General features: G+C 56.8%; 15 protein-coding genes and 1 pseudogene. 2 read left to right on the top strand and 14 right to left on the bottom strand.

Annotation, left to right across the window (positions count from 1 at the left end; translation table 11 throughout):
* Nucleotides 1-29: 29 nt before the first annotated feature.
* The 8 genes from HYN24_RS04020 to HYN24_RS03985 all read right to left on the bottom strand — a co-directional run bounded on the left by HYN24_RS04020 (nt 30) and on the right by HYN24_RS03985 (nt 7,083).
* The gene (locus HYN24_RS04020; RefSeq protein ID WP_117608064.1) at nt 30-2,093 is read right to left on the bottom strand and encodes a sodium-translocating pyrophosphatase; all 2,064 of its coding nucleotides are present in this window, start codon (nt 2,091-2,093) and stop codon (nt 30-32) included.
* A 30-nt stretch (nt 2,094-2,123) separates the two neighbouring features.
* Complete coding sequence (locus tag HYN24_RS04015) at nt 2,124-3,383, bottom strand: 6-phosphofructokinase (RefSeq protein WP_117608063.1); 1,260 nt, start codon at nt 3,381-3,383, stop codon at nt 2,124-2,126.
* 9 nt (nt 3,384-3,392) lie between these two features.
* Nucleotides 3,393-4,046 (bottom strand): adenylate kinase, encoded by a 654-nt coding sequence (adk, locus tag HYN24_RS04010; RefSeq protein WP_117608062.1) that lies wholly within the window; start codon nt 4,044-4,046, stop codon nt 3,393-3,395.
* Between the two features lie 74 nt (nt 4,047-4,120).
* Nucleotides 4,121-4,906: a 3-deoxy-manno-octulosonate cytidylyltransferase gene (gene kdsB / locus HYN24_RS04005; protein ID WP_117608061.1), complete on the bottom strand. Its 786-nt coding sequence runs from the start codon at nt 4,904-4,906 to the stop codon at nt 4,121-4,123.
* The gene (locus HYN24_RS04000; protein WP_117608060.1) at nt 4,906-5,082 is read right to left on the bottom strand and encodes a Trm112 family protein; all 177 of its coding nucleotides are present in this window, start codon (nt 5,080-5,082) and stop codon (nt 4,906-4,908) included. The genes kdsB and HYN24_RS04000 overlap by 1 nt, the downstream gene beginning before the upstream one ends.
* Complete coding sequence (gene lpxK, locus HYN24_RS03995; protein WP_117608059.1) at nt 5,063-6,061, bottom strand: tetraacyldisaccharide 4'-kinase; 999 nt, start codon at nt 6,059-6,061, stop codon at nt 5,063-5,065. The genes HYN24_RS04000 and lpxK overlap by 20 nt, the downstream gene beginning before the upstream one ends.
* Nucleotides 6,061-6,474, bottom strand: a complete 414-nt coding sequence (locus tag HYN24_RS03990; protein ID WP_117608058.1) for a biopolymer transporter ExbD — start codon at nt 6,472-6,474, stop codon at nt 6,061-6,063. The genes lpxK and HYN24_RS03990 overlap by 1 nt, the downstream gene beginning before the upstream one ends.
* Nucleotides 6,475-6,477: 3 nt before the next feature.
* The gene (locus tag HYN24_RS03985; RefSeq protein ID WP_117608057.1) at nt 6,478-7,083 is read right to left on the bottom strand and encodes a MotA/TolQ/ExbB proton channel family protein; all 606 of its coding nucleotides are present in this window, start codon (nt 7,081-7,083) and stop codon (nt 6,478-6,480) included.
* 282 nt (nt 7,084-7,365) lie between these two features.
* On the opposite strand from HYN24_RS03985, the gene xseA reads away from it, so the two are divergent.
* Together xseA and HYN24_RS03975 are read left to right on the top strand one after the other, a co-directional pair.
* Nucleotides 7,366-8,718, top strand: a complete 1,353-nt coding sequence (xseA, locus tag HYN24_RS03980) for an exodeoxyribonuclease VII large subunit (RefSeq protein ID WP_117608056.1) — start codon at nt 7,366-7,368, stop codon at nt 8,716-8,718.
* Nucleotides 8,719-8,759: 41 nt separating this feature from the next.
* Entirely contained in the window at nt 8,760-9,347 is a 588-nt protein-coding gene (locus HYN24_RS03975) for a superoxide dismutase (RefSeq protein ID WP_117608055.1), read from the top strand.
* Between the two features lie 490 nt (nt 9,348-9,837).
* On the opposite strand, the gene HYN24_RS03970 is transcribed toward HYN24_RS03975, so the two are convergent.
* From HYN24_RS03970 to HYN24_RS03945, 6 genes and pseudogenes are all read right to left on the bottom strand, one after another.
* The gene (locus HYN24_RS03970) at nt 9,838-10,536 is read right to left on the bottom strand and encodes an NAD(P)H-dependent oxidoreductase (RefSeq protein ID WP_117608054.1); all 699 of its coding nucleotides are present in this window, start codon (nt 10,534-10,536) and stop codon (nt 9,838-9,840) included.
* A 6-nt stretch (nt 10,537-10,542) separates the two neighbouring features.
* Entirely contained in the window at nt 10,543-11,565 is a 1,023-nt protein-coding gene (locus HYN24_RS03965; RefSeq protein ID WP_117608053.1) for a universal stress protein, read from the bottom strand.
* A 4-nt stretch (nt 11,566-11,569) separates the two neighbouring features.
* A pseudogene (locus HYN24_RS03960) lies at nt 11,570-13,519 on the bottom strand (RND family transporter); the annotation flags it as partial.
* A 73-nt stretch (nt 13,520-13,592) separates the two neighbouring features.
* Nucleotides 13,593-14,369: an IS21-like element helper ATPase IstB gene (gene istB, locus HYN24_RS03955; RefSeq protein WP_117607374.1), complete on the bottom strand. Its 777-nt coding sequence runs from the start codon at nt 14,367-14,369 to the stop codon at nt 13,593-13,595.
* Nucleotides 14,359-15,882, bottom strand: coding sequence for an IS21 family transposase (gene istA / locus HYN24_RS03950; protein WP_117607375.1), 1,524 nt, complete (start codon nt 15,880-15,882; stop codon nt 14,359-14,361). The genes istB and istA overlap by 11 nt, the downstream gene beginning before the upstream one ends.
* Before the next feature lie 683 nt (nt 15,883-16,565).
* Nucleotides 16,566-17,645, bottom strand: coding sequence for an ADP-ribosylglycohydrolase family protein (locus tag HYN24_RS03945; protein ID WP_205421434.1), 1,080 nt, complete (start codon nt 17,643-17,645; stop codon nt 16,566-16,568).
* Nucleotides 17,646-17,816: the final 171 nt, after the last annotated feature.

Here is a 17,816-nt window from a genome sequence, read left to right as displayed (position 1 = left end):
AGACCGCCTTTTTATTACTCAACACTCATTCAGGCGATCAGCGGAACAATGAGCAGTGCGACAAGATTAATGATCTTGATAAGCGGATTAACGGCCGGACCCGCCGTATCTTTATACGGATCACCGACCGTATCACCGGTCACAGCAGCCTTGTGGGCATCAGAGCCCTTGCCACCAAAATGGCCGTCTTCGATGTATTTCTTGGCGTTATCCCAGGCGCCGCCGCCCGTCGTCATCGAAATAGCAACGAACAGACCCGTCACGATGGTCCCCACCAGCAGGCCACCCAGCGCGACCGGACCCAATATCAGGCCAACGACGATCGGCACGGCGACCGGCAGGATCGAGGGAATCATCATTTCCTTGATGGCTGCAACGGTCAGCATGTCGACCGCACGCGAATAGTCCGGCTTGGCCGTCCCTTCCATGATGCCCGGGATTTCCTTGAACTGGCGACGCACTTCAACAACGACCGCGCTGGCCGAACGACCGACTGCTTCCATGGCCATGGCGCCAAACAGGAAGGGAATCAGGCCACCGATGAAGAGACCAATAATGACTAGGTGATTCGACAGGTCAAAGGTAAAGACCTTGCCGGATACTGCTTCCAGACCATGCGTATAGTCGGCAAACAGGACCAGTGCAGCAAGGCCGGCCGAACCGATGGCATAACCCTTGGTCACCGCCTTGGTGGTGTTACCAACGGCATCGAGCGGATCGGTGACATTGCGCACTTCCTTCGGCAGTTCGGCCATTTCGGCGATGCCGCCAGCGTTGTCGGTGATCGGGCCGTAAGCGTCAAGCGCCACCACGATACCGGCCATCGACAGCATGGAGGTCGCCGCAATGGCGATACCAAACAGCCCGCCCATCGCGAAGGCCGCATAGATCGCGGCGCAGACGGAAAGCACCGGCAAGGCAGTCGCCTTCATCGAGACACCGATACCGGCAATGATGTTGGTCGCATGACCTGTCTGGCATGCAGCAGCAACGTGTTTGACCGGCGCGTAGTCGGTGCCGGTGTAGTACTCGGTAATCCACACCAGTGCCGCTGTCAGCACCAGGCCAACAACCGAGCAACCAAACATGGTGGCGGTATTGATCACCGTACCGTCAGGCAACGTTGCCCCGGCACCGATCAGCCATGAGGTCACCGGATAGTAGAAGGCCAGGGCCAATACACCGGCAACGATTAGGCCGCGATAGAGAGCCGCCATGATCTTGCCACCTTCAGTCGCCTTGACGAAATAGCAACCGACAATCGAAGCAATGATCGAGACACCGCCAAGCGCCAGCGGGTAGAGCACCAGGTTTTCACCGAGGCCAACCGTCGTCTTGATGATCAGCGCCGCCAGAACCATCGTCGCAACAACGGTCACGGCATAGGTTTCGAACAGGTCGGCGGCCATGCCGGCACAGTCGCCGACGTTGTCACCGACGTTGTCGGCGATCACCGCCGGATTACGCGGGTCATCTTCGGGAATGCCTGCTTCAACCTTGCCCACCAGGTCAGCACCGACGTCGGCGCCCTTGGTAAAAATACCGCCGCCAAGACGGGCGAAGATGGAAATCAGCGAGGAACCGAAAGCCAGGCCGACCAGCGGCTCGATGACGTGATGGAGATCAGCCGAGCCGCCGATTGACTTGAGGAAAGCGTAATAACCGGCCACGCCGATGAGGCCGAGGCCAACCACCAGCATGCCGGTGATGGCGCCGCCCTTGAAGGCGACGTCGAGAGCGGGTGCGATGCCATTACGGGCAGCTTCAGCCGTGCGGACATTGGCCCGCACCGAAACGTTCATGCCGATAAAACCGGCTGCCCCGGAGAGCACGGCACCGATCAGGAAACCAAAGGCGGTCAGCCAGCCCAGCTTGGGAATAACGCCAATGACCACAAAGAGAACCACGCCGACCATGGCAATGGTCTTGTACTGTCGGCTCAGATACGCTTCCGCACCTTCCTGGATAGCCTTGGCGATTTCCTGCATGCGGGCATTACCGGCGGGCAACGCAAGGATCTGCTGACTGGAAATCCAGCCATACAGGACTGCCAATACGGCGCAACCAAGCGCCAGTAACAACGCTGAACTCATTTGCTCTCCCCCTTGTGGACTAACAAAAAATCAGACTGCAAATAACGGCAGTTTCCTTGGCACTGAAATATTACTTAAGCATACATAATCCGGCAGGCCATTGCGATAAGGCGGCGGTTCCTCGCCTTCGATCAAGGGCTGCAGATAGGTCCGGCAGGCATCGGTGATATGAAAACCATCCGGCGTGATGAACTCGGCCGGCATCTTGCGCTCGACATTGGCGATATCGGCCAGTGGTGCATCGCCGATAGCCCAGCGATAGGGTTTGTCGGCCAGGCGTTCAATGGTCGCCATAACCGCATTCTTGCCCTGCAAGGCGAGGTCTACCGCGGCCACACCGAGCGCATGCGCCTGCTCGAGATCGGTGCGCGAGGCGAGGTGGCGGGCCGAACGCTGCAGGTAGTCGGCCAGTGCCCAGTGGTATTTGTAGCCCAATTTATCCTTGATCAGCTGGGCCACCATCTGGCCAACGCCCCCCAGTTGCGAATGACCAAAGGCATCCTTGGTGCCCGACTCGGCAATCAGCTTGCCATCGGCATCGGACAACCCCTCGGAAACTGCCACCGTGCAATAGCCGTATTCCTTGACGCAGGCATCGACACGCGCCAGGAAACGCTCGGGATCAAACGGGACTTCGGGAAAAAGCAGGATGTGCGGCGGTGCGCCAACAGTCTCAGAAGCCAGTCCACAGGCGGCGGTAATCCAGCCGGCGTGGCGACCCATGACTTCGAGGACAAAAATCTTGGTTGAAGTACGCGCCATCGACGCAACGTCGTAGCCAGCTTCGCGGATTGAGGTCGCCACGTATTTGGCGACCGAACCAAAACCAGGGCAGCAGTCGGTCAGCGGCAGATCGTTGTCCACCGTTTTCGGGACACCGACACAAACCACCGGATAACCCATTTTTTCGGCGATCTGCGACACCTTCCAGGCGGTATCCATGGAATCGTTACCGCCGTTGTAGAAGAAATAACCGATGTCGTGCGCCTTGAAAACTTCAATCAGGCGTTCGTATTGGGCCTTGTGCTGCTCCAGGCTTTTCAGCTTGTAGCGACACGAACCGAAAGCGCCGCCCGGCGTATGGCGCAGGCGGGCAATCGTTTCATCGGATTCGAGACTGGTATCAATGAGGTCTTCGGTCAGGGCACCGATGATGCCGTCGCGCCCAGCCAGAACCTTGCCGATTTTATCGGGATGCCGCCGTGCGGCCTGGATCAGGCCGCAGGCGGTAGCATTGATGACGGCGGTAACGCCCCCTGACTGTGCGTAGAAGGCATTTTTCACCGCCATCTTGTTCCCTTACTTCAGTGCGTCAAAAACGCTCTTGGTAATGCCGTCGACACTGCCGACGCCGGCCACCTTGCGTACCTTAGGGGCCTTGGCATCGCCTTCGGCCGCCCACTTGCCGTAGAAATCGACCAGCGGCTTGGTTTGCGAATGGTAGATTTCCAGACGCTTCTTGACCGTTTCTTCCTTGTCATCGTCACGCTGGACGAGCGGCTCGCCGGTTACGTCGTCCTTGCCTTCAACCTTGGGAGGGTTGAACACGACGTGGTAGGTACGGCCAGAAGCCAGGTGGGCACGACGGCCTGCCATACGGGTGACGATGTCGCTGTCCGGCACGTCGATTTCGAGAACGAACTCGATCGGCACGCCAGCGTCCTTCATGGCCTGAGCCTGGGGAATGGTGCGCGGGAAGCCGTCAAACAGGTAACCGTTCTTGCAGTCATCCTGGGTCAGACGATCCTTGACCATACCGATAATGACGGCGTCCGGCACCAGGCCGCCTGCGTCCATATGCTTCTTGGCTTCCAGGCCGAGGGCGGTACCCGCCTTGACCTGCGCACGCAGCATGTCGCCGGTGGAAATCTGGGGAATGCCGAACTGCTTGGAGATAAAAGTTGCCTGCGTTCCCTTGCCAGCGCCAGGTGCGCCCAACAGAATCAATTTCATGAAAAATCCCTCGGGTTTGTCTAAAAAATTCTTGTTATCGGCTTCAGTTGTGGCCGTTCTCTAGAAGCGGAAAATTACTCGCTATTTCCGGGCCGGTCAAACAGTTTGCGCATCCGCTCTGCGTCTTCGGGCGTATCGACACCCGGGGCCGGGGCGGCATCGATCAAAGTAACGCTGATCCGGTAGCCATGCCAGAGGGCGCGCAACTGCTCGAGCGACTCGAAGTGCTCGGTCGGCGCCACGCTCAAACCGGAAAATGCCTTCAAAAAACTGGCCCGGTAGGCGTACAGCCCGACATGGCGATAGGCCGGAAAGTCAGCCGGCAAGGTCTCGCCCCCGGCCTCTCTGGCAAAATGATCACGGGCATAGGGAATCGGTGCGCGAGAAAAATACGCTGCATCACCGTCGGCCCGGCACACCACCTTGACGACATTCGGATTGAAGAAATCGGCCGGATCGTTGATCGGGTGCGCCACCGTCGCAATATCGGCACCACTGACGGCCAGTTGGCGGGCCGTCTGGAGGATCACCTCAGGCTCGATCAGCGGCTCGTCACCCTGCACATTGACAATGATGGTGTCGCGCCCCCAGCCTCGCTGCTCGACCACCTCAGCCAGGCGATCAGTGCCGGTCGGGTGATCGCCGCGCGTCATCAGCGCAGCCACCTCATGCGCCTCGGCAGCCGCCCGGACGTCAGGATGGTCGGTCGCCACCCAGATCTCCTCCGCCCCCGACAGCCGCGCCCGCTCGGCCACCCGGACAACCATCGGCTTGCCGCCGAGATCGAGCAGGGGCTTGCCCGGCAAGCGCGTAGACGCGTAGCGCGCCGGAATGACGACCTTGAAGGCAAGGCCGGACATTACTGCCCGTCCGCCGACAACTGGCGTGCTTCATCCTCCAGCATGACGGGGATATCGTCGCGGATCGGGAAAGCAATCTTGCAAGGTTTGCAGACCAGTTCCTTGTCGGCTTTGCGGTGTTCGAGATTGCCCTTGCAAATCGGGCAGACGAGAATATCAAGCAGCCTGGCGTCCACGCAGTTTCTCCAAAATCAGGTCTATAAGGGCCGGCGAAAGCTCGGCCTCGACGGGCAGAACCCAAGTTTCACCCACCGTCAGTCCGGCACATTTTACTGCATCCTTCTCGGTCATCAGCAGGATGCCATCACCGGCAAAAGTCAGATCGCCCAAGGAATAGGCATGATGATCGGGAAAAGGATGATTTTCACAGCTCAAACCAAGCGAACCCAGGGTCTGAAAAAATCGCTCTGGATTGCCGATGCCGGCCAGCGCATACAAGCGGCCACGGCCGCGCAGGCTATCCACCGAACAAGTCTGCATCGGATCATCGAGGCGATAAAAATGGCCCGGCTTGAGCAGCATCGGAAACCTCGGCACCGTGACCGGGAGCGCCCCCGTGAAATCGTTGCCGACCACGGCATCGACTGTCGCCAGTCGCCTGAGCGGCTCGCGCAGCGGCCCGACCGGCAAACGCCAGCCATTGCCGGCACCGCGCGCATCAAAAACGACCAGTTCGATATCGCGGGCCAGCCCGTAATGCTGCAAACCATCATCACAGAGCAGAACATTGACCTCGGGATGTGCATCGAGCAAGGCCGCTCCCGCCTCGGCGCGCCGTCGCCCGACCCAGACCGGAATGCCACTCCGCCGGGCAAGCAGCAAGGGCTCGTCGCCAACCTCATTCGGCAAGGCATCTGGCCTCACCCCCATGACGCCATCGCCCCTGCGCCCGTAACCACGGCTGATGATGCCCGGCCGCCAGCCCCGCATGGTCAGTTGCTCGGCCAGCCACAGGGTCAGGGGCGTCTTGCCGGCACCGCCGACAATCAGGTTGCCGACAACGATGACCGGGACCGGCAGCCGGCGAGGCAACGCCAGTCGACGATTCACCCAACTCAACATGCCATAGAGCCCGGCCAGCGGCAGCAAAAGCCACAACGCCGGCGTCAGCCGGCGTTGCTCGAACCACTGTCGCTGTAGCCAGCGCGCCAGCATCAGCGATTCTGCGTGGCGAAGGAAATGTGCGGATAACCCGCCGTCTGCGCCGCCTGCATGATATCGACGACGCTTTGATGCGTCGCCTTTGCATCGGCGTTGATGACGATCAACGGATCTTCGCGACCACCCGCTGCCCGGCGCAAACCATCGGCGATCGACTTGACGTCGCTGGTGGTCAACGGCGACTTGTTGATCAGGACCTGTCCGCTCGCCGTCACCGCCACCGCCACTTCATTCGGCTGTTCTGCCTGCTTGCTGGCATCGGCCGTCGGCAGGTTGATCTCCAGCCCCGAAAACTTGGCGTAGGTGGTGGTCAGCATCAGGAAAATGATGATCACGAGCAACACGTCGATCATCGGAATCAGGTTGATTTCCGGCTCTTCCCGGCTACGACCGCGCTGAAAATTCATCGCTTACTTCCGGTCGCCGTGCATGTACTCGACGAGGCGGACGGCCTGCTGCTCCATCTCGACAACGAAGCCATCGGCCAGCGCCCGGAAATGCCGCCAGGCAATCAGGCTGGGAATGGCGATGACCAAGCCGAACCCGGTGTTGTACAGGGCGACGGAAATACCGTGCGCCAGTTGCATCGGGTTGGCGCCGCTCGGCGATTGCGAGCCGAAAATTTCGATCATCCCGACCACCGTGCCGAACAGACCCATCAGCGGGCTGATCGAGGCGATGGTGCCGAGCGTCGTCAGGTAGCGGTTCAGTTCGTGGGAGACGGCGGACCCGGCTTCCTCGATCGACTCCTTCATGATTTCGCGCGACGCATTGACGTTGCGCAAGCCGGCCGACAGCACGCGACCGAGCGGCGAATGGCGGTCGAGTTCCTCAAGGAGCTTGTCGTTATTGGCGCCACGCTTGAACTCGCCAACCGCGCGTTGCAACAGCCCGGCTGGTACCACCTTGGCACGGCGCAGGGCAACGACGCGCTCGATAATCAGTGCGACGGAAATAACCGAAGCCAGGAGCAATGGCCAGATCGGCCAGCCGGCCGCTTGAACGATAGCAAACACGTAATTTATCCTTGGTGGAATATTAGCCTGCAATTTTGCCCTGCCCCCCGCCGCAGGGCAAGCGACGAAATGTCGGGCTTGCCGCAGCTTATCCCCAAAACCTGTGGATAAGTCTGTGAATGTGTTGTCATCAAGTGCGCTAACCCCTACCAACCAAAGGATTTTTTACACTGTGCCAAAAAACGAGGCATGTTATTTACACCCTTTTAAATCAATGATTTAACAAAACAAAGCCCTGTCAACGACAACTTAAAAATAACTAGCACAGGTTACAATCAGCCCATGCCAATGCCCACCCCTCCTGTCGGTAACTCCGTCCTCAGCGTATCCAGCCTCAACCGGCAGGTAAGGGATTGCCTGGAAACTGCGTTTCCCCTGACCTGGGTGGGTGGCGAAATCTCCAACCTGACCTACGCCGCCTCCGGTCACGTCTATTTTTCACTCAAGGACGCCAGCGCCCAGGTGCGTTGCGTCATGTGGCGCAGCCGGGCACAAGTCCTGGGCTGGCGGCTGGAAAACGGCCAGAAGATTGAAGCCCGCATCCTCGTTTCATTCTATGAGCCACGTGGCGAATTCCAGCTCAATGTCGAAGCCATCCGGCGGGCCGGTCAGGGCGACCTCTTCGAACGCTTCCTGCAACTCAAGGCGAAACTTGAGGGTGAGGGACTTTTTTCCCCCGCCAGCAAGCGACCACTACCGTCCTTTCCCCGCCGTCTGGCTATCGTCACCAGCCTGCAGGCCGCCGCCCTGCGCGATGTTCTGACGACACTGCAGCGGCGTGCCCCGCACATTGGCATCAGGATTTTCCCGACCCCGGTCCAGGGCGACGGTGCCGGCGTCAAAATTACCGAGGCTGTCACTCAGGCCGGTCACAGCGATTGTGATGCGATCATACTGTGTCGCGGCGGCGGCAGTATCGAAGACCTCTGGGCTTTCAACGACGAAAGCCTTGCCCGCGCCATCCACACCTCGCCCATTCCGGTCATCTCGGGAGTCGGCCATGAAACCGATTTCACCATTGCCGATTTCGCCGCCGACCTGCGCGCCCCGACACCAACGGCGGCAGCCGAACTGGCCAGCCCGGATCGCGAGGCTCTGGTCGACCGCCTGCTCCTGTTGGAAAACCAGCTCGGGCGCCGCCTCGACCGTACGCTATCCGACCACCTGCAACGCCTCGACTGGCTGGCCGCCCGTCTGGTTCACCCAGCCGAACGCCTGCGCCAGCGCCAGCGCGAAACGGCCGCCTTTGGCAGCCGGCTCCAGCATGCCCTGCGCCGGCAAAGCGAACACTGTGCCGTACGCCTGCAAGCGCTCTCCCTGCGCCATAGCAGCGCCCGCCCCCGCCCGGAAAAGCTGGCAGAAGGCCTGACTCATTTCAAATACCGCCTGACCCGACAAAGTCAGTGGGCGATTTCTCAACAATCCGGGAAACTAAATGCACTGGCCAGCAGTCTTAGCCAGCTTGACCCGCACGCCGTCCTGTCACGAGGCTATACACTCGCCATCGGAACCGACGGGCGGGCGGTACGTAACACCAGCCAACTCAACGCCGGCGACCTGCTCAAATTGAGATTTTCCGTCGGTGCGGCCGAAGCCACCGTCAATCAGGTTGTCGCAGACCCGGAAGCTGACTAGAATTTTCGCTTTACCCCCATCAAACCCAACGGAGAACATAAATGGAACATCAACTGCCCGCCCTGCCGTTTGCCAAAGATGCCCTCGCCCCGCACATGTCGGCCGAGACCTTTGACTACCACTACAGCAAGCACCATCAGGCCTATGTCACCAACCTGAACAACCTGATCAAGGGTACCGAGTACGAAAACCTCGACCTCGAAGCCATCGTCAAGAAGGCGCCGGCTGGCGGCGTGTACAACAATGCGGCCCAGGTCTGGAACCACACCTTCTTCTGGAACTGCCTGACCCCGAACGGCGGCGGCGCTCCGAAGGGCGCGCTGGCTGATGCCATCAACGCCAAGTGGGGTTCGCTCGACGCCTTCAAGACCGCCTTCCAGACCTCTGCCGTCGGCAACTTCGGTTCCGGCTGGACCTGGCTGGTCAAGAAAGCTGACGGCTCCGTCGACATCGTCAACATGGGCGCCGCCGGCACCCCGCTGACCACCGGTGACAAGGCCCTGCTCTGCGTTGACGTCTGGGAACACGCCTACTACATCGACTACCGCAACATGCGTCCGAAGTTCGTCGAAACCTACCTGGCCTCGTTGGTTAACTGGTGCTTCGCCGAGGCCAACTTCGCTGGCTGATTCCGGTGTATTTGAGGATCAAAAGCTCGTAACACGAGTTTGAAAAAGGGGGAGCATTAGCTCCCCCTTTTCATTGCAATTGCTATTTCAGGATAAAAAACTCGTAAATCGAATAAAAAATTCGTAAATTTTGGCAGCACCACGAATAAAAAATCCGTAAAACGCGTTTGTGAAAAGAGGGAGCAATTAGCTCCCTCTTTTTATTGCACACTATCGCTTAAAAGCTTCTGGCCTTCGGCCAAAGCAGTCGGTCCAATCCTGTTAGAGAATAGGCCGGTTCTGAGTACAGACCGGCCATTTGTACTTTGTGTGGAATCGACGCCCAACTGACTTTAAAGCCCACTGTTACCCAAAACGGGGGGGGTGTCGAGTGCATAACAATGTACTAAAAAAAACCCAGAGACATGCTCTGGGCAAAGTACTCTGACGACATTGGAGGAGACTTCCCGTATCGTCAGCGCAGAGGGATTAATCTCAAGCCTACATCCGCTTACAGCGGTCTAAACTCTTGATCAAAGTGTTCTAAGCTTGGCATGCGTACAGGCGTTAATGAATTCAAGTCACCCAACCATTGACGATAGTCATTTAAAATCTTATTTCGCGCATAATCGCTTATATAGGGCACGTGATAGGCTGCAAAGGGCGGCAATACTCCAAAGCCACAGTAGCCAAAAGTCCCTTGCAGCAGAGGTCGAAGCATGGCCTCCAACTCCCCGTGAATAGCTTCAGGACCGAACATATGCTCACGACCACCGAGCGTGACTGTCACCATCGCCCGCTTACCACGCATCCCACCAGCGCTGTAAATCCGACGACCTCCGTAAAACAATCCAGAAACCATTACTCGGTCGATCCAACCTTTTAAAATAGCCGGTTCTGAAAACCAGTAAATAGGAAAGTTGAAAACCAATAGGTCGCACCACTTAACTTTTTCAATCTCCGCAGCGACGTCGTCCGCCAAACTTCCGTTCTCGTAGTTGTGCCGCTGCTCCATGGCATAAACGAGATAGTCCTTATTTGTTCGCCGACAAAAGTCTCCCGAACTGGCCACTGGATTCCACTTCATCGCATATAAGTCGGAAATAAGGACGCTATGTCCTTGACTGGTGAACTCTTCAAATGCAGTACGCATTAATGCACCGCTGAACGATTTTGGTTCTGGGTGCGCGTGGACTATTAGTACATTCATTCGACGTCAGATCAAACTGGACCGGTTGGTTAGCTTTACAAACAATTCCTGGAAGCGAAGGTCATCCTCGCTTCCACGCCTGAGATCGCCATTTACGGAAAACGCCATTTCGATCTCCTGCCATTCAGACTCAGCGAGGTGCTGCTTAGCTGACGGAAGGATTAGCTTTTCTTCGGTATTCAGGTGATGCCATTGCGAATCAACAAAGCGCTCAATGCTTTGCGCTACAGCCTGACGGCTCAAAACTGGATCGGTATCAAGCTTCCTCAGGAGATCTGAAACCTCTTGCAACAGGGAAGCACCATCACGATGCTCCGCCTCAAGCAAATTGATTACTTCATCTAATTCAGCAGTCTTTTTTCTTAAGTGGGCGAATAGATATTGCTCTTCCTTGGGATGATGTAGTCGCTCAGGAAATAAGGTCATGTATGAAACCATGTCCTGGAGAAGCGCCATATCTATAGCCGTTGCACCGTCCCGCAGTTGCTCGGCACTATTACGCAATCCACTCAATATAACGGCAATCGTGCGATGTTCATCTTGAATGCGCCCAACAGCCGAACGAGCAAAATCGGCCCCCGCATTGGACTCAACAGTTGCAACAAGTACAGGAATTTTTGTGTGCGCCAAAACCTTTTGAGTCTGCGAACCGAGAAAAAGTCCCCGAAGACCACGACGGCCATGTGAGGCCATATAAATCAAATCACATCCTTTTTCCTCTGCTACTGAGAGGATTAATTGATATGGCTTGCCTCCAGTACGAACTACGCCTTCCGCCTGAAGTTTGTAGGCGCCCGCCGCCGCGAGCGCCTTGGAAACTATCGCATTAGCATCCCCTGCGGCCAATTCCTGGTAGGTTTCAGGCGACAGCGATCTGCTAAGGGCTCCCGACTCTGTCGCACCAAAATCCTCGCGCATTGTGAAGAATGTAATCTGCGCACCAAGAGTCCGAGCGAACTCAACTGCTTCAGAGATTAGACTGGTTGCCAATTCAGAGCCATCGAGTGGAACCAACATGTGGCGATACATGGCGTTACTCCTTGTTGATCTTAGAGACGAGCGATTTTTTAGGCCGGAGCAGGAAATGACCCAACGCAGGCAATAGGATCAAAGCGCCCAGCATGTTCCAGACAAACATGAATGCAAGAAGAATCCCCATATCCGCTTGGAATTTGATTGGAGACCATGCCCAAGTAGCAACCGCAATTCCAAGAGTAATGCCGGTCAGCACAACAACCTTGCCCGTAAAGATCAATGCGTTGTAATAAGCCTCTGAGAGCGTCATTCCTTCTTTAAGTCGAGCCAGGGTAACGGTCATAATGTAAAGGGCGTAATCGACCCCGATGCCAACCCCTAAGGCAATTACTGGCAAAGTGGCTACCTTGACTCCGATATTCAGCCAGACCATGAGTGCCTCGCAGAGAACCGAGGTCAGCATCAATGGCAAGACAGCACACACAACTGCCCTCCATGAGCGGAATGTAATAAATGCGAGGACGATAACAGCCGCATATACAAGCAGCAGCATTTCGACGTTGGCCTTCTTAACCACGATATTCGTGGCTGCTTCGATACCCGCATTCCCAGCTGCGTTTAGGAACTGAATTTCTTCGGTGCCGTACTTCTGAGCGAAGGCTTCGACAGTTTCAACAACACGGGTCAGCGTATCTGCCTTGTGGTCTTTCAGATACACATAAAGAGTCGTCATATCGCACTGTTGGTTAAACAGTTCGCGCGGTGCACGCGTCACAATTGCGTTGAGCATGTCCTGAGAGCGAGGAACCTCAAACCACTTTGCACTCCCCTCGTTTAGCCCAGCACTGGCCGCTTTCGATAAGCCAGCCAAGGAGGAGGTCAATTCAACACCTGGAAGTTGTTGCAGTTGACGTTCCAGCGCATCCACAGCCATTACCGTGTCATATAGCGCACAAGCATACTGCGGCGTCTTAATCATGACGATGTAGATATCACTGCTGGCAGCATAATTAGCCACCATGAATGCATTGTCCTTGTTATAGCGCGAGTCAGCCCTAAGCTCCGGAGCCCCTGGGTCGGTATCCCCAATCTTCAACTGGAAACTGACAACAAGTCCGAAGGTACCCATTGCTATGCCAATGGATACCGCAATCGCCGCCCATTTTTTCTGTGTGAACAAATCAAGGAATGCCCAAAACGGGTGCTTTGCCTGATGCTGATCTTGGGTTTCCGAGATTTCGGCACTCAGGCTACGTTTGGCAGCGATGGGGCTAACCCCCGTGAAAGAGAGCAAAATTGGTAGCAGCACGAGGTTGGTGAAAATCAGCACCCCTACGCCGATACTGGCCGTAATGGCGAGATCCTGGATGACCTGGATCTTGATGACCATAAGCACGGCAAAGCCCACTGCATCGGCCAGCAGGGCGGTGACACCAGCCAGGATCAGGCGGCGGAAGGTGAAGCGGGCGGCGACCAGCTTGTCGGTTCCACGCCCGATGTCCTGCATGATGCCGTTCATCTTCTGGGCTCCGTGACTCATGCCGATGGCGAAGACGAGGAAAGGCACCAATATTGAGTATGGGTCAAGTTCGTAGCCCAAGGTAGGCAGAAGCCCGAGCAACCAGACAACCGCAACCATCGAACAAAGGACAACTAGAACCGTACTTCTGGCGCAGCGGGTGTACCAATAAAGAACTAAAGTACAAACTGCAATCGCCATAGCGAAAAACAACATTACCTGCATCAAACCATCTAGCAGATCACCAACAACTTTCGCAAAGCCAGTGATGTGAAGCTTGATGCGATCAGATTCGTACTTGCCGCGTATCTTTTCTAGCTCTTGAGACAATGAGCGGTAATCGATGCGAGCACCGGTCTCCGCATCAATATCCTGGAGCGGAACCAAGACAATGCTGGATTTGAAATTACCAGCAATAAGCTGACCTATCTCACCAGACCGCTCGACATTTAACCGAACGGCCTCAACACTGCTTGGAGAACCATCATAGTGTTGAGTTGCACGTAAAACTGACCCGGGATTTGCACTGAAATCTGACCCACCCGATGAGCCTCAGTATGGCTCAAGTCACAGATGGATTTCTAGTCTTCACCTCCTTGCTAACCTTGGTTGAACTGTTCCTGAAACGGTAACTTTCGTTGCCCGTTTCGACGATATGGCAGTGATGAGTCAGCCGGTCGAGCAGTGCAGTAGTCATCTTCGGATCGCCAAAGATGCTGGCCCATTCAGAGAAACTCAGATTGGTCGTGATGATCAGGCTGGTCTTCTCGTAGAGCTTACTCATGAGATGGAACAGCAAAGCACCACCGTTCTGACTGAACGGTAAATAGCCCAGTTCATCAAGGATCACTAGATCAGCATGCACCAGACGGTTGGCAATCTGCCCCTGCTTGCCTGACTGCTTCTCCTGTTCCAGAGCGTTGACCAAATCGACCGTCGAGAAGAAGCGGACACGCTGATGAGCATGCATGATGGCCTGCACACTGATGGCGGTGGCCAGATGGGTCTTGCCGGTGCCTGGCCCACCGATGAGCACAACGTTGTGAGCTGAATCCATGAACTCTCCACGGTGGAGATGGCGCACCAGAGCCTCATTGGCGACACTCTGCGTGAAATCGAATCCCGACAGATCACGGTAAGCAGGGAAACGGGCAATCTTCATCTGGTAATTGACCGAGCGGACCTCTCGTTCAGCCAATTCGGCCTTGAGCAGGCTGTCCAGAATTGATTGTGCATTCAGATAGGCCGGCGAACTCTGGGCAGCCAGTTCCTCAATGGCTTGTGCCATACCGAAGAGCTTCAGGGATTTCAAAGTAGTGACCATGGCCTCAGGCAACATGACGCACCTCCCGCAGACTGTCGTAACGTGTGACGTTGGCGAGCGGTTCAATCTTCAGCACCAGTGCCTGAGGCGCATCAATCGGCGCCGGTGGCGGCAACTCCACCAATCGCCCAAGCAGATTGAGCACATGCTGCTTCGAGGGAACGCCTGCATCGAGGGCCATCTCGACCGCCGTCAGTACCGCTTGCTCATCGTGATGTAGAACCAGGGCAAGAATCTCGACCATCTCCCGGTCACCACCTGGCCGCTTCATGAGCGACGACTGGAGGCGCTTGAAGCCATCGGGGAATTCTGCAAAGGGCGCACCATTCCTTAAAGCGCCCGGCTTACGTTGCAAGACCGAAAGATAGTGGCGCCAGTCATAGATGGTTTGACTTGAATCGTGATGGCGGCGATCAATCACGCGCGAATGCTCGGCGATCACGTTACCTTCTGCTGCTACGACGAGATGATCGGCGTAGACCCGCAAACTGACTGGCCGATTGGCAAATGAGGCCGGGACGCTATAACGGTTACGCTCGAAGTTGATCAGGCAGGTTGGTGAGACACGCTTGGTATGTTCGACGAACCCATCGAAAGGGGTTGGCACTGCCATCAGTAGAGCCAGTTCATCGGCCCAGGCGTCTGCGACCGTGCCGGGCAATTCAGGGTGTCTCAATTCTTGCCACAGCGTCAGACATCGCTGTTCCAGCCAGGCATTGAGGGCATCCAGATTCTCGAAGGCCGGCGCACCCTGCCAGATGCGATGTCGGGAGTCCTGAACATTCTTCTCGATCTGCCCCTTCTCCCAACCAGAGGCTGGATTGCAGAACTCGGCCTCAAATAGGAAGTGGCTGACCATGGCCTTGAAACGGGTGTTGATGTCCCGAGCTTTGCCTTTCCGGATCCGATCCACCGCCGTCTTCATATTGTCGTAGATGCCGCGCCTTGGAACGCCACCTACCACCCGGAAGGCGTGATTATGGGCATCGAACAGCATCTCGTGGGTCTGCAACGGATAGGCCCGCAGGAAGAACGCCCGGCTGTAGGAGAGTTTCAGTTGGGCAACCTGGAGTTTGGTTTTTACCCCGGCAATGACCGCCCAGTCTTCGCTCCAGTCGAACTGGAAGGCTTCTCCCGGCGCGAAGGTCAAGGGAATGAAGGTGCCACGCCCGGTTGTCCCGGCAGCTTCCTGCTGAGCTTGTCGCCAATGCCTGGCGAAGGCGGCGACCCGGTCATAGGAGCCTTCGTAGCCCAGCGAGCATAGATCGGCATAAATCTGCCTGAGATTTCGCCGCTGCTTGCGACTCTTCTTCGACTCCGTCTTCAACCATGCCGCCAGCTTCGGCGCAAACAGGTCGAGCTTGCTCGGGCTGTGTCGCTCGGGATACTTCGGTTCGACGATGCCGGTGCTCAGATACTTTCGGATCGTGTTTCGGGATAACCCCGTTCGTCTGGCTATTTCACGGATGGCCATGCCATCGCGCAGGTGCCAGCGCCTGATTACGCTTAATAACGCCACGTCGATCACTCCTGATTCCCCCGCTCGTTCCCCGAGCAGGTCAGTGTCTATACGTGGGTCAAAATTCGATGCAAATCTATGGGGCTAGTGGGTCAGTTTTACGTGCAACTCAACACCTGTGTTACCTGATTGGCGCGGAATTCAGCTTGCTTTATCGCTTCATTTCGTAACCGCGCCGCGGACGCCGACAGTTGCCACCAATACATGACGCTCGCCAACAGGGAAATACTCACAAGGAGCAACGAAATAGTCGTGAAATGGCGGCGAGTTGGCGACATGGCTTTTGAGATTACCCTGAAATTATTACGAAAGCCATACACAACTAGGCTCTGATGGCTATCCAGCTAGCCCAAAGGTCGATGTGGTCATAGTTAATGCAGCCAATGACCGTATCAGCTTATGGAGGGAGCGGCCCGACACCGCCCTTACTGTCGTCAGCAAGCGGCCGAATCCGCTGTGACACAGGGGCTTAGGCGACGCTCTAGCTTTGCGCGGCCCACGGCAGCGCAGATGTCAATCTGCTTGCCGATTAACGGCCATTCACCAATGGTCGCAACAGGCCCTGATTTTTGAAACCGGACAGGCGTCCCGACCGACCACTCAGGAGAAAGCGGGATGGCCGGAACCTGCCCACAGCGAAATCGACCAGGGCGAGAACCCGACCATCCGGCAATGACAACTAAAACAACAAGCTAGCGCGTCAGCTGTTTAGCCAGTTGCCCCGCCAAAGCCAGCAACTCCGCGCTATTTTCCAGCCCCGCAAGGAAGCGCTGAGGAATCCCCGAGAGCCCGGTTTGAGCACCGGAAAGGGCGCCGGCCAGGATGGCGCGAGCCTGATTCTGACCGCCACCATTCACGGCATGGAGCACTGCCGACTCGAAGTCATCATGGAACCGCGCTGCCAGATAGTAAGCGGCTGGAAACTGGTGATACACCGCACAGGGCATGCCGTAAACGAGAGAAACTTTCCACGCCGGCTCGATGCAAATGTCGGGATCGATTGCTGCCATCGCGATCGAGGATTGGCTCAGCAGCGCATCCGGGGAAGGGAAACGACCGGCTACCGGGGCTTCGGCCTGGCCTGGACGCGGCGCTTGTAAATTGCCGCTGGTGACAGCGTGAAATGGCAACTCCCCCGCCTTGACCCGGGCCATCAATTTGCCCGAGATGCTTGAATCCATGGGCTGCCCCTCAACCAGCAAGCCGAGTACGGCACCGAAGGCGACAGTCATCGCCACGACAGTGCCGTCGGTCTGGGTGAGCACCGTATTGCTGGTGATAGCCGAGGCGAGTTTCGCCGGCTGCAGCGCGTAGCGGATAGCGATGGCGAGAATTCGCTCCGCAGCTTCCGTGGTGTCGGCATTTCCCGCAATCTGCCCCCACGGCAACCCGGCTTCTGTCCGCTTGCGCCATGCCTCCCGGATTGACTGGCTGGTGTAGCCGCCGGGACCGCTCATCGGTGTCCCATCGAGCATAGGGAAGAATTCAGTGTCCATGCGCTGGCAAAAATCGGCTTCATCGTAACTGCCGCAATCCACCAGGGACTGCACGGTGAGTCGCAGCAGCACCCCGGATTGCGACAGCTGCCCCGCCTTCATGCCAGCGTGATAACGCCCCGCTTTGGGGGTCGTGTAGTCTCTGATCCACGGGCCATAATCAGCATGCAGTTGATCCAGGTCGTAGTACCAATGGGGACCAAGCGCCAGGGCATCGCCGATGAAGGCTCCCATCAAGGCACCGATGGCGCGATCTTCAAGTGAGCTTGCGGACATCATGGCTCCGTTCTGATTCGGTGACGAATTTATCGACCCACATAACGCCTTTGTTGCCTGGGCTGGGCACGCTTATGCAAGAGTAGCCAGTGACCCAATCGACGTGTTGGCATGGCGAACGGAACACGATTGAACCCGCTCAGGCCATATGACTGTCATGGCCGGTATACA

The organism is Dechloromonas sp. HYN0024 (assembly GCF_003441615.1).
Taxonomy (GTDB): Bacteria; Pseudomonadota; Gammaproteobacteria; order Burkholderiales; family Rhodocyclaceae; genus Azonexus.
This window is presented reverse-complemented; position numbering and strand designations above follow the sequence as displayed.